Raw genomic sequence first — 13,332 nt, forward strand, 5'->3', positions numbered from 1 at the left:
TCTCGTCAGGGTCAGAACGAAGCGGTCAGGCTGGTGTAGAGCGTGCGCCCCGGCTCGTTGTAGGTGGCTGCGCCTGCGCCTTCGATGTTGTTGACGCCCTGGGCGTTGCCTTCGCGGTACAGGCGCTTGTCAAACAGGTTCTCCACGCCCGCGGTCACACTCAGGTTGCGGGTAATCGCGTAGGTGCCACTTAAACCGGCGATGGCGTAGGGCGAGAGCTGGTTGTTGGCGGTGCCGGTGACGCGGTCGCCGTGATAATCATATTTTTTCGGCGTTTGTTTGCCGTACCAGGCCACGCTCAGTTGCAGCGACAGGTCCTCAGTGGTTTGCCAGTCCAGCATCGAATTCAAGGTGTAGCGGGGCGTGACGGACAGGTAATCACCGGTCTGTTTGTTCTTCGATTGCAGCATGTAGGTGAAGTTATTGGTCCACGTCAGTTGTTCAGCCAGCGGCAATGTCAGCGTGCCTTCGAGGCCTTCGACCAGTGCCTTGGGCACGTTTTCCCACTGGTAGATGGCGGCATTGGCGTACGAACCGCTGCCGCCTGTGGCCTGGCCAATCGGGCTCAGGCCTGACTCGATCTTGTTTTTGTAGTCATTGCGAAAATAGGTCAGCCCCGCGACCACGCCGTTGTCGGTGTACTCGATGCCCAGTTCCTTGTTGACGCTGGTTTCGGCCTTGAGGTCGGCGTTGCCCTGCAGGTAGCAACTGGTGCTTTGGCCGTAGCAACCCTGGCCACGGCTGTACAGCAAGTAATCGGGGTTGAGCTGGTACAGGTTCGGTGCTTTGTACGCGCGGGCGATACCGGCCTTGAGCGTCAGGGTGTCGGTCAGTGCGTGGGACAGGTTCAGCGACGGGCTCCAGTTGTCCCCCACGACGTTATGGTGATCCAGCCGCAGCCCAGGGGTGAGCATGGTGCCGGGGAACAGCTCGATATTGTCTTCGGCAAACAGCGAGAAAATACGCGCCGACGACGCGGTACTGCGGTTACTACTGCTCAGGCCGCCCACCGAACCGCCTTCACTGGTGGTTTGAGTCGTGGCACTCGGGTCATCGAGCTTTTGTTCGGTCCACTCGGTGCCCAGGGTCAGGGTCTGGTCGAGCCCGGCCTGCAACGGCAGGTTGACCTCGGCGTGAGCCGTCAGATCACGCAGCACCGCGGTGTAGAAATGGGTGTCGCTGAAAATCCCTTCAGTCCCCCCGGCCAGCCCTTCATTGAGGCGCGAGTTTCGGGTTTTTTCGTACTGGATGAACGCCATGCTGCTGCCAAAATCCCACTCGCCGCGATGGGTCAGGGCATAGGTTTCGCGGTAGGTGCGATTGGTCTCATGACCGAGCATCTTCTTCACCGTGGCGTTGCTGTTGGTGTTCTGCGTATCGCCGGTGTAGAGGTTGCCCTGGCGGCTGAAGCCCGCTTCGACATCGAGGGTCTGCTCGGGGGTCATGCGCCAACTCAACAGACCGTTGACGTCTTTGTTGCGTACGCCTTCGCGGCCTGCGGGCAACGTGCCGACCTGATTGCCAGTACGCACGGATTCGTGGCCGGCGTTGATGTCCCAGTCATCCGGATCGGTCTTGGCGATGTTGCCGTACACGCGGTAACTGAGGTTCTCGGTCAGCGGGCCATTGAGGCCGAAGTTCATGCGCTTTGTAGCGCCTTCATCCTTGTGTTGGGGGAAGCTGCTGTACACCGTCACATCACCATGGGTTTGGGCCCCGGCCTGTTTGGTGATGATATTCACCACGCCACCGGCAGCGCCGTTGCCATACCGGGCCGCCGCCGGGCCGCGCAACACCTCGATGCGTTCCACTTGATCGGCAGGCACCCAGTTGGTATCGCCACGGCTGTCCCGCTCACCACGCCAGCCATAGCGAACGGAATTGCGGCTGTTGACTGGCTTGCCGTCCACCAGAATCAGCGTGTTCTCCGGGCCCATGCCGCGAATGTCGATCTGCCGGTTATTGCCGCGCTGGCCGCTGGTTGAATTCCCCGTGAGGTTGACGCCGGGCATCGTGCGGATGATCTGCGACAGGTCGTTGGCCGGGGGTCGCTTCTTGATGTCTTCAGCCGTGATCACTGACACGCCGGGGGCCTGCCGGGTTTCTTCCTGCGCGGTGGCCACCACATGGGTATTGCCCAGCTCAAGCGCGGGCGCGGAGGTGACTTCATCCTCATTGGCAGCCTGCACCGCGGCGCTCAACAACCAGCAACCGGACAACACAAAAGGGGCGATAGGGCGCAACACACGTAACGACATCAGCGATCTCCGAGACAGCCTGATACAAGAAGATTACGAATGATAATGACTGCTAATTGAGAGTAAAGCGCATTAACTTTCTAAACACTTGCGCGCCATGGGCCCTGGCTGCTGCTCTTGCACCCTGCGTACCATCCGATGTCCGAGGCATTTGACTGATGAGTCCACTCTGGCAACGGTTCACTCATTCAGCGCAGCCGGCAGCAACAGGTGCATGCACAAACCGGGATGGCCATTGGTGGCCCACAACCGGCCTTGTTGCAGTTCGATGGCCCGCTGGGCAATGGCCAGCCCCAGCCCGAACCCTTCGCCTATGCAGTCGGGCAGGCGCTGATAGGGTACAAACAGGGTGTCAAGGTCTTCAGGGGCCACGCCGGGGCCTTCGTCTTTCAGGCACAAATGCCACGCATCGCCTTCACGCCAGCCGCTCAGCGTCACCGTGCCTTGCAACGGTGAATAGCGAATGGCGTTGCGCAGCAGGTTTTCCAGCGCTTGGGCCAAGCTGTCGAGGTTAACGTTGACGCAACAGTCAGTGCCCAGCAGGCAGGGCAGGCGTTCAGCGGGCCACTGGCTTTCAAAACAGGCGTCTTCGCGCAGGGCTTCCCACACCGACAGCACCAACACGGGTTCTCGGGCGAGCTGCGGGCGTTCGGTGTCGAGCCAGGCGAGGTTGAGGGTGTCTTCGAGCAACCGCTGCATGTCATCGATTTCGCGGTCCAGCCGTTGGCGCAATTGCAGGGGCGGCAGTTGGCTGTCATGGGCGATACGCAAGCGTGCCAGCGGGGTACGCAGTTCGTGCGACAGGGTGCGCAGCAACAAGCGTTGCTGGTTGAGGCTGTTGCGCAAGCGGCTGGCCATGTGTTCAAAGGCGTGCGCCAATTCGCCCAGTTCGTCGCGGCGGTGGATCAGGGGCAGCGGCGCTTCGCTGTCCAGGTCGTCGGCGCGCAATGCGTCGGCGCGATCACGCAGTCGATTGAGTGGCACCACTAAATGTCGATACAGCACCAGGCCAAGCAGGGCCGCGAGCAGGGTCGGCATGACGCCGTGGCTGAAGACGTGGGTCCAGGCGGTCAAGCCGTTGGGCAGCAGACGCTCGGGCAGTTGAAGCACCAGTTGCCCCTGTTCCGGATGGTCCGGGAACGGGATGCTCACGTAAGGCAACTCGTCCATCAGGCGTCGACTCATGGGCCAGTCGAGTTTGCGCATGAACGTCAGTTGCTGGTAATGCGCGGGCGTGATGGGCGTGCGGCTGAGACTTTCGAGCTGCGGACCGAGCACCGCGACCCACGTCTGTTCACGGGCGGACAAGCGTTCGGTGAAGCGTTCGAGTCCCTCGCTGCCGTGCTCGCGCCAAGTGTCCTGCGCCTGCCGGGCATATGCCTGCAAATACGCGCGCTCTTGGGGCGACAGGAAATACGTGCTGCGTTCGGCCGACAGACCCCAGATCCAGATAAACCAGGTCAACAACAGGCAAAAGCTGACTTGTAACAGCGCCAACTTCCACAGCAGCGGGTGACGACGCATCAGGCGGGGTCCGACTCGACCAGAATGTAGCCCTGACTGCGCACCGATTGTATCTGCACATGGTGCACGCCAATGGCCGCCAGTTTGCGCCGCAGGTTGCACACATGCACATCCAGACCGCGATCCAGTCGCGTGTAGATGCGGTGCAATACGTGCTGGTACAAAAAGGCTTTGCTCAAAGCCTGCCCGGCCTGTTCGCGCAAGGTCACCAGCAGGCGGAACTCCGACCCCGTGAGCCCGGCCCGGAGACCGTCGTGCAGTACATCTTGTGCGGCGTCATCGTAGCTCAGGGCACTGTGGCGAGTCGGCACGGGCGCTTGCGTGAGCATGGACATGCGCCGCAGCAGCGCGTCGGTGCGTGCATCGAGCTCCGCCAGGCTGAAAGGTTTGGGCAGGTAATCATCGGCCCCCCGGGTAAACCCGCTGATGCGGTCTTGCTCGTTGCCCAGCGCCGACATCAGCATCACCGGCACCGTTTGTTGCAGGCGCAGGGCTTCGAGCAGGCTCAGGCCATCCATGCCGGGCAACAAGATGTCCAGCAGCACCAGATCAAATGATTGAGCGCACAGGGCCTCAAGCCCTTGGGTGCCATCGACACAGGTGGTGACGGTAAATCCTCGTTGCACCAAGTGCCGTTCAAGGTCGTGGCGTAAGCGGAAATCGTCTTCGACAAGCAACAGGTGAGGGGAGGTTCGCATAAGGCACTGATTGAGAACGTTTAACATTCGCGACTATCCCACCAACGGGGATGCTGTGCAATTGCTATCTGGTTCAAGCGTCTGCGACACGGCACCGCGTTACAGCGGATCTGGCCAAGTACAGGTCGGATTCGCGCAAAAACAACGCGGCGGCTTCTGTTCGAATGATCCTCAACGACCCGCCCGCTGGCGGCTTCTGATCATCGACGCAGACACAGGTAAATGCCATGCACATGCCCAAGACCCTTCAGATCAAGAACGGCGAAAAAGTCACACCGACTTTCTCTGCTCAGGAGTATGCGAACCGTCAGGCCAAGCTGCGGGCCTACATGGCCCGCCACGGCATCGACGCGGCGGTGTTTACCTCGTACCACAACATCAATTACTACAGCGACTTTCTGTATTGCGCCTTCGGCCGTCATTATGGGCTGGTGGTGACCCAGGACAAGGTGGTGACCATCAGCGCCAACATTGACGGTGGCCAGCCATGGCGGCGTACCGTGGGCACCGAAAACATCGTGTACACCGATTGGCAGCGCGACAATTTCTTCGTCGCGATCCAGCAGGCGCTGCCTCGGGCGGGGCGCGTCGGCATCGAGTTCGATCACCTCAATCTGCTTAGTCGCGACAAGCTGGCGAGCCGCTACCCGGACGCCGAATGGGTGGACATTGCCGCGCCCTGCATGCAGATGCGCATGATCAAGTCGGCCGAAGAACACGCGATCATCCGTCAGGGCGCACGCATTGCCGACATCGGTGGCGCCGCGGTGGTCGAAGCGCTTCGCGATCAGGTGCCGGAGTACGAAGTGGCGTTGCACGCGACCCAGGCCATGGTGCGCGAAATCGCCCGCACGTTCCCGGACGCTGAGTTGATGGACACCTGGACCTGGTTCCAGTCCGGCCTCAACACCGACGGCGCACACAACCCGGTGACTGCCCGCAAGGTCAATAAGGGCGACATCCTGAGCCTCAATTGCTTTCCGATGATTGCCGGGTATTACACGGCGCTGGAGCGCACGCTGTTTCTGGACCATTGCTCCGACGAGCACCTGCGTTTCTGGGAGGTCAACGTCAAGGTTCACGAGGCCGGCCTCAAACTGATCAAGCCGGGCATGCGTTGCTGCGACATCGCGCAGCAGCTCAACGCGATTTTTCTGGAACACGATTTGCTTCAATACCGCACGTTTGGCTATGGCCACTCGTTCGGCACCTTGAGCCACTACTACGGGCGCGAGGCCGGGCTGGAACTGCGAGAGGATATCGACACCGTACTGGAGCCGGGGATGGTGGTGTCCATCGAGCCGATGATCATGATCCCGCAAGGCCGGCCGGGCGCCGGAGGGTATCGTGAGCACGACATCCTGATTGTCACCGAGGAGGGCGCCGAGAACATTACGCACTTCCCGTACGGCCCGCAGCACAACATTATCCAGCGTTAAACCCCTGGCGCCGCTGCCATGAGGCTTTGGCAGCGGCGCCAGGCCGTGATGTTGCACCTGCACATGCGCGCCCAGACGCGCAGTGCGTTTTGACCCATTACCCCTGCCAAGAACAACCAGAATGAGGGTAGTTGTCATGTCCTGTGTCCCGATGTTTCGCCAAGCCTTTGACCCACGCACCTCACTCACTGGAGGTGCTCGATGAGTATCCCGAGCGCAAGTCTTGCCGTGCCGCTCACGGCCCAACAGCAGCTCGAACTGAGCAGCGAGCGTAAAGCCCTGCGCCGTGCCGCCACGGCCAGTTTCATGGGCAATTTTGTTGAGTGGTTCGACTACGCGGCCTACGGTTATCTGGCCACCATCATCGCCCTGACGTTCTTCCCTCAAACCGAAGCCGCAACCGGCCTGTTGGCCACGTTCGCGGTGTTTGCGCTGTCGTTTGTCGTACGACCGGTTGGCGGGCTGGTCTGGGGGCATTTTGGCGATAAATACGGGCGCCGCAGTGCGTTGTCCTGGTCGATTTTGATCATGACCGTGTCCACGTTTTGCATTGGCATCCTGCCCGGTTATGACCAGATTGGCGTGTGGGCTCCGGCGCTGCTGTTGTTAATCCGCCTGGTGCAGGGATTTTCGGCGTCGGGTGAATACGCGGGGGCATCGGCGTTTCTGGCGGAGTATGCCCCTGAAGGTAAGCGGGGTTTCTACACCAGTCTCGTGCCTGCCAGCACGGCCGCCGGGTTGCTGTTCGGGGCTGTGTTCGTGGCGGCGTTGCATGCATGGATGACGGTCGAGACCCTGCACGAATGGGGCTGGCGCTTGCCGTTTTTGCTGGCCGCGCCGTTTGGGCTGGTGGGGCGCTATATCCGCATGAGTTTGCAGGATTCACCCAAGTTTCTGGACATGGAACAGCGTCTGGAAGCCAAAGAATGCGCCACGCCAGCGCCGATTCGCGAGTTGCTGACGGTGCACCGGCGCAGCGTGCTGATCGGTATTGGTGCAACCTGCCTCAATGCCGTGGCGTTCTACTTGCTGCTCAGTTACATGCCGACATACCTGTCCACGGAAATGGGTATGAGCGAGGGTGATTCGTTTATCGCCTCCACGGTGTCACTGGCGACCTACATCGGGCTGATCTTCCTGATGGGCAAACTGTCGGACCGTTACGGTCGCAAGACCATGCTGCTTTTGGCGTCCGTGTTGTTCCTGGGGCTGACGTTGCCGCTCTTCGGTCTGTTGGGCAACCGCTCTCTGGTCGTGATTCTGATGATCCAGATAGCCTTTGGCGCCATCCTCGCCATGAACGACGGCACCTTGCCATGCTTTTTGGCGGAAATTTTCCCCACCCGCGTGCGCTTCAGCGGCTTTGCCTTCAGCTTCAACATTGCCAATGCGCTGTTTGGCGGCACGGCCCCGTTCATTGCGACCTGGCTGATTCACATGACGGGCAACAAAATGGCCCCGGCCTGGTATCTGCTGGCGGCGGCTGCCGTCGCGTTAGTGGCGATGCTGGCCAGCCGCGAAACCGCCCATAAAACCCTGCAAGACTGAACACCCCGAGCGCGTGCGCGCGCTCGGGGTGGTGTGACCCTCAATGCAAGGCTATGTGCTTGCGATCACCCATCGGTGACACGCCAAACAGCCGGCTGTAGCACTTGGAGAAGTGCGCAGCCGACACAAAACCGCAGGCCAGGGCGATGTCGCGCACTGGCGATTCGCTACGCAACAACAGGCCGCGCGCCCGTGCCAGGCGCAACTCCAGGTAGTACTGGCTGGGTGTGCGTTGCAAATGCTTGTGAAACAGGCGTTCCAGCTGGCGTACCGACACGTCGTTGAACCGCGCCAGTTCTTCCAGGCTCACCGGTTCTTCCAGATTGGCTTCCATGATCGCCACCACCTGACTGAGCTTGGGTTGCGAGGTCCCCAGCTTCTGGCGCAACGGCACACGCTGTTGCTCCTGGGCACTGCGGGCCCGATCACACAGCAGCAACTCTGCGGCGTGGGCGGCAATCTCTCGGCCGCCGGGTTCGCGGGCGATCAATTGCAGGGTCATGTCCATCGACGCGACACCCCCCGAGCAGGTGTAGCGGTCGCGATCCAGTTCGAACAATTGATGGGAGATGATGATCCCCGGGAAGTGGTCCTTGAGGGTTTCAATGTCTTCCCAATGAATGGTGCAGCGATACCCCTTGAGCAACCCCGCGCGGGCCAGCCAGTAACTGCCCGTGCAAATGCCGCCCAACGCCACCCGCTCATGCGCCAGTTTGCGCAGCCAGTTGAGCAGTGGGCGGCTGCTGAGGTGCGAGACGATCGGGTTGGCGCCCACCACCAGCAGGATGTCCAGCTTAGGGGCGTCTTGCATGGCGCAGTCCGGCAGAATGCGCATGCCATTGCTGGCGGTCACCGGCTCCAGACTGGGACCAATGATGAGGGTTCGAAACATCTCCCGGCGCGCGGCCATGTTGGCCATGCGCAGGGTTTCGATCGTGGACGCAAAACCAATGGTGGTGAAGTTTGGTATCACCAGTAAACCCACGGTTTTGATGGGCGCATGACTGACCGCCGGAGCTGCTGCAGACCTTGCCATCTGGCGTTTCCTCTTCACGATCCAGGACGCGTCTAGCGTCGGGGTTAACGCGCGCCTGGCAGCGCATTGGCCTGGGTCGGGGGGGCCGGATGACGCTGCAAGCAGGGCGCAGTGACCAGCAACGAAGCAATGCTCATGCCAGGGCGCCTGCATGATCCGGGTCAAGGGCGCCAGGGGCAAAAGCGGTTACAAGATCAGTGTGAGGAGTTCATAACAAAAAACGAGCACGGCCCGCGCCGAGGGGACCACCCCAGGCCGGTGCCTTAAAGGAATATCGCCATGATTTTCAAGTTTGCGCGTCTGGCCACTGTCGGCCTGACGTTTCTTTACGCCTGTCACACCTGGGCCAGCGAGCCGGAACCGGCAACTGATCCTGGTCAGCAACCCGACGCCGATGTGGTGCAGCGCGGCCTGTACGTGGCGCAGCTCGGTGACTGTATTGCCTGCCACACCGCCAAGGGCGGGGCCGTCATGGCTGGCGGGCTGGAATTAAACACGCCCATGGGCACGATCTATTCCAGCAACATCACGCCGGACCCCGAGACCGGAATCGGTCAGTACAGCTTTGAACAGTTCGACAAAGTGATGCGTGAAGGCGTGACCCCGGCAGGCGAGAATCTCTACCCGGCCATGCCGTACCCGTCTTACGCCAAGATGACTGATGACGACATGCGCGCGTTGTACGCGTACCTGATGCAGGGCGTGGCACCGGTCAAGCAGGTGAATCTGGAGGCTGAAATGAGCTTCCCGTTCAACCAGCGCTGGGGCCTGAAGCTGTGGAACTGGATGTTCGTCGACAACCAACCCTTCACGCCTGACCCGTCCAGAAGTGAGGTGCTCAATCGCGGTGCCTACCTGGTGCAAGGGTTGGGGCATTGCGGATCGTGTCACACGCCGCGTGGGCTGGCCTTTCAGGAAAAAGCCCTCAGCGATGCGGGCAGCAGTGGCAAGCATTACCTGGCGGGAGAGACGGTTGAAGCGTGGCGAGCCTTGAGCTTGCGTAATCTGTGGACCGTGGAAGACACCGTTCAACTGCTCAAGACCGGGCAAAACCGTTTTGCCACGGTGTCGGGCAACATGGCCGACGTGATCCACCACAGCACCCAGCATTTCACCGATGCGGACCTGACAGCGATCGCCAGTTACCTCAAGTCGTTGCCCGCCGGCAAGGATGACCTGCCCATGCCGGCAGTGGCCATCGAGCCCGCCAAAGCACCCGATACGCTATTTACCACCCGTGGCGGTCTCGGTTACACGCAGTTTTGCGCGGACTGCCATCGCCCGGACGGCGGTGGGGTCACAGGCATGTTCCCGCCCCTCAACGGCAACCCCGGCATCACCGCCGCCAACCCGACCTCCTTGTTGCACATCACCCTGACCGGCTGGCAAACCGCAGAGACCGCAACGCATCCAAGGGTCTGGACCATGCCCGGTTTTGCCCGGCTGGCCGATGATGAAATCGCTGAGATCTTGAGTTTTGTTCGCAGCAGTTGGGGCAACGACGCACCGCCGATCAATCCGGCGCAAGTGGCCAGCCTGCGCAAGCAGCTGAACCCTGACACCACGGACTCCTCGGCCTTCGTCACGCCGCGTCTGGCCAATCTGCTGACGGCCTCGAATGCCGATCAGGTGGTGCGCGGCATGCGCCTGCACCTGCAAACCAAAGCCTTGCTGCCGGACAACGTGGGCAATGCGCTGAACTGCACCAGCTGCCATTTGAACGCGGGCACAGTGGCAGACGGCTCACCGTTTATTGGCGTCTCAGCGTTCTTCCCCAGTTATGCGCCCCGGGCGGGGAAACAGATCACCCTCGAAGACCGCATCAATGGCTGTTTCCGTCGCTCCATGGACGGCAAGCCGCTGCTCGTGGCATCGCCCGACATGCAGGCGATGGTGGCGTACTTTGACTGGATGAAAATGAACACGGTGCCCGGCGATAAAGTGGCAGGGCGAGGGGTGGGCAAGGTGGATCCGGCCATCAAGCCTGATTCCGCCAACGGCCAGGCGGTCTACGCCCAGCAATGCGCGGTGTGCCACGGCGATCAGGGGCAAGGTTTGAAACACGCTGACGGGCACTTCATCTTCCCGCCGTTGTGGGGCGAAGAATCGTTCAACATCGGCGCAGGCATGGCGCGCACGTACACCGCTGCGGCGTTCGTCAAACGCAACATGCCGATCGGGTTCCATGAACGCTTCCCGTTGGGGCAAGGCGGGTTGTCGGATCAAGATGCGGTGGATGTGGCTGAGTACTTCTCGCACCAGCCGCGGCCGGATTTTCCGGACAAGGTCAAGGATTGGCCTAACGGTGGCAAGCCGGCGGATGCGCGGTATTAAGCCCTGATACCCCTCTCGCGAAAGGAGAGGGGCCTGAGCGGACCATAGGCAATCACTCATTCATCCAGCACGGCAGGTTTATCCCTTGAACCCGCCGTCCGCTAACCACGTTGTCAGCGCTTTGTCCTCCAGCGGCCGGGTAATCAGAAAACCCTGCGCCTGCGAACAGCCCCATTCGGTGATCAAACGCAGGATTTCGTTGTTCTCCACCCCTTCAGCGACCACGTGATAGTTCAAACCTTTGGCTAACTCGATCAGGGTTTTCACCAGCCGTCGGTCTTGCGCGCTGGTTTCCAGGGTGCGCACCAGCGATTGATCCAGTTTGACGGTCTGGGCGGGCAGTTTTCGCAGATAAGCCCAATTACTGTAGCCCGTCCCAAAGTCATCAATGGCGATGTGCAGGCCTAAACGCCGGGCGCGTTCCAGCTCGTGCAGGACAGACACCGGCTTGGACATCAAGATGCTTTCAGTCAGCTCCAGTTCGAGCATTTGAGGATCAAGGCGCCGGGCCTGGATGTGGGCCTCAATCGCGTCGACAAACCGCGAATCCTGTAAGTCGTTGACCGTCACGTTCATGGCAATGCGCAGGCAAACGCCTTGCGCAGTCCATGCCCGGGCCTGTTCGACCAGGGCGTCCAGAACCCAAAACGTTATGGATTGCATCAGTGCGGTTTTTTCGGCCAGAGGAATGAACTCGGCAGGGCTGATGACGCCCAGGGTCGGGTGATTCCAGCGAATCAGTGCTTCCACGCTTTCACAGGTCAATTCCGGCAGTTTGACTTTCGGTTGATACACCAGGCTCAGTTGATGCCCGCGGGTGAGGGCGTCATGGAGCGCGCTCAGGAGCATGAAGGCCCGCTGTTGGGCTGCGTCGAGTTGAGGCTCATAGCAGGCCCAGCCCACATTCTGGTCCCGGGCAGCGTCAGCGGCACTGACCACCAGGCGCAGCCAGTCCTGATCTTTCTGCGAAGCCTCTAGCACGGGCAGTACGCCCACGCCGATTTGCATCGGGATGGGGATGTGCTGGCATTCCACAGGGGTTTTGAAGTCGTCGATTATTTTTTGACACACGCTGTCAATCGCATCGTGTTCGTCAAGGATAAAACCGAATCGCGTCGGACTGACTTTGTACAGCAAGCGGCCGCTGGGAATCAGGGTCTGCAGCCGGGCCTTGATGGCGAGAATCAGGTCTTGGGCAAAGCTACAACCCAGCGCTTTGACCACATCATTCAGGGCTTGAGGCGCAATGACATCGACGCAGTAAACCAGGCTCTTTTTGCCATTGAGCAGGGTGATTCGAATGTCTTCTTCAAAACGCAGCCTGTTGAAGAGCCCTGTGGGTTGGTCCACGAAGTTGCGTGAGCGAACGCCCGAAATGCGCATCATGGCGAGTTCAGCAAAATTCACCAGCATCGCACCGTCACGCGCGCTCATGGGGGGGCGGGGGCGGGTATCAATAATGCAAAGGCTGCCCAGGTTGAACCCGTCAGCGGTTCTTAATGGCGCACTGGCGTAATAACGGATGTAAGGGCTGCCACACACAAGCTCGCTGTCTTTGAAGCGCGGATCCTGAGCGGCGTCGAGTACTTCGAACAGGCCATTCTCTGTCAGCGTGTGGGCGCAGAACGACAGGTCGCGCGAGGTTTCACGGGTGTCGAGCCCGACCTGTGCTCGGAACCATTGCCGTTGCGCTTCGACAATTGAGATTAAGGCGATGGGCGCGTCGAAATACGCGGCCGTCATGGCGACTATTTTTTCGAACGCTTCATCGCCCTCCTGGTCAGGGGGACAGAATTCAGCGACCCGTTCGAGCCGCTTGGTTTCATACGCCTGCGGGGACGCATTCTCATCCATTTTTTCACCCTGTCCTACGTTGTCCTGACACAGCTCACAAATTACCGCCCGCGTTGAGAAAATGCGATGGCTTTGCGTGCGAAGCCGATGCGCTAAAAACCGAGGGGTGGCTGTTTTTTATCCAGGGATGTATACAGGCCACTCAGTTAACCCTGTCCAATGATGACCAGAGATAAGGCCCCGGGCCGTTTCAAGGAGTGAATATGCAGGTCAAACATCGCATCGCCCTTTTTAGCTGTGCTGTAGTGGCGGCCGCCTTAACCGGCTGCGCCCATCACCCTCAATTTGCCGGGCAATCGGTCACCGATCCGCTGCTGCGACAGGACGTGATGAAAAACGTCGAGATGTTGTTCGCCGCGATGACCCAATGCCGCCGCATTGATTCCGTGAGTACGTCGATTGCCGGAATCAGTCAGCTGCCCTCCGGGGCAGTGGAGCGCGCCAATGAAATCTGGAACGTGACCGGTTGCGGCGTCTCCAAGGCCTTCACCGTCGACCTGCGCGCCGATGCCAAGGGCGAAACAGACTTCTCGGTTTCGGCCAAACCCTGATCCTGGGCTCGCCACGCGGTTATTTGACCTGTGGCAAGGGCATTTACGCCAAACACTGCTTTACTGGTCCGCATGACATGTGAGTGGCCG

At 60.4% G+C, this 13,332-nt stretch carries 9 protein-coding genes; 4 read left to right on the forward strand and 5 right to left on the reverse strand.

All coding sequences use genetic code 11. The annotated features are described in order from the left end of the window. Window positions 1–11: 11 nt before the first annotated feature. From BKD70_RS20170 to BKD70_RS20180, 3 genes are all read right to left on the reverse strand, one after another. Window positions 12–2,258 (reverse strand): TonB-dependent siderophore receptor, encoded by a 2,247-nt coding sequence (locus BKD70_RS20170; RefSeq protein ID WP_047274705.1) that lies wholly within the window; start codon window positions 2,256–2,258, stop codon window positions 12–14. 180 nt (window positions 2,259–2,438) lie between these two features. Continuing rightward, window positions 2,439–3,782, reverse strand: coding sequence for a sensor histidine kinase (locus BKD70_RS20175; protein WP_047274704.1), 1,344 nt, complete (start codon window positions 3,780–3,782; stop codon window positions 2,439–2,441). Next, complete coding sequence (locus BKD70_RS20180) at window positions 3,782–4,480, reverse strand: response regulator transcription factor (RefSeq protein WP_047274703.1); 699 nt, start codon at window positions 4,478–4,480, stop codon at window positions 3,782–3,784. The genes BKD70_RS20175 and BKD70_RS20180 overlap by 1 nt, the downstream gene beginning before the upstream one ends. A 227-nt stretch (window positions 4,481–4,707) precedes the next feature. On the opposite strand from BKD70_RS20180, the gene BKD70_RS20185 reads away from it, so the two are divergent. Together BKD70_RS20185 and BKD70_RS20190 are read left to right on the forward strand one after the other, a co-directional pair. After that, window positions 4,708–5,919, forward strand: a complete 1,212-nt coding sequence (locus tag BKD70_RS20185; protein ID WP_047274702.1) for a M24 family metallopeptidase — start codon at window positions 4,708–4,710, stop codon at window positions 5,917–5,919. Window positions 5,920–6,120: 201 nt separating this feature from the next. Next, entirely contained in the window at window positions 6,121–7,467 is a 1,347-nt protein-coding gene (locus BKD70_RS20190; protein WP_047274701.1) for an MFS transporter, read from the forward strand. Between the two features lie 40 nt (window positions 7,468–7,507). On the opposite strand, the gene BKD70_RS20195 is transcribed toward BKD70_RS20190, so the two are convergent. Further along, a complete protein-coding gene (locus BKD70_RS20195) occupies window positions 7,508–8,503 on the reverse strand; it encodes a GlxA family transcriptional regulator (RefSeq protein ID WP_047274700.1) in 996 nt (331 codons plus the stop codon). Window positions 8,504–8,782: 279 nt separating this feature from the next. Here BKD70_RS20195 and BKD70_RS20200 point away from each other — a divergent pair, with 279 nt between their 5' ends. Continuing rightward, on the forward strand, window positions 8,783–10,837 hold the full coding sequence (locus BKD70_RS20200; protein ID WP_047274699.1) for a c-type cytochrome: 2,055 nt from the start codon (window positions 8,783–8,785) through the stop codon (window positions 10,835–10,837). A 78-nt stretch (window positions 10,838–10,915) separates the two neighbouring features. Here BKD70_RS20200 and BKD70_RS20205 read toward each other — a convergent pair whose 3' ends face one another. After that, window positions 10,916–12,691 carry a sensor domain-containing phosphodiesterase gene (locus BKD70_RS20205; RefSeq protein ID WP_047274698.1) on the reverse strand — a complete coding sequence of 592 codons (1,776 nt, stop codon included), beginning with the start codon at window positions 12,689–12,691 and terminating at the stop codon, window positions 10,916–10,918. A gap of 203 nt (window positions 12,692–12,894) precedes the next feature. Here BKD70_RS20205 and BKD70_RS20210 point away from each other — a divergent pair, with 203 nt between their 5' ends. Further along, complete coding sequence (locus BKD70_RS20210) at window positions 12,895–13,242, forward strand: hypothetical protein (RefSeq protein WP_047274697.1); 348 nt, start codon at window positions 12,895–12,897, stop codon at window positions 13,240–13,242. Window positions 13,243–13,332 lie beyond the last annotated feature (90 nt).

Source organism: Pseudomonas sp. BS-2016 (assembly GCF_001806145.1).
In the GTDB taxonomy this organism is placed as follows: Bacteria; Pseudomonadota; Gammaproteobacteria; order Pseudomonadales; family Pseudomonadaceae; genus Aquipseudomonas; species Aquipseudomonas lundensis.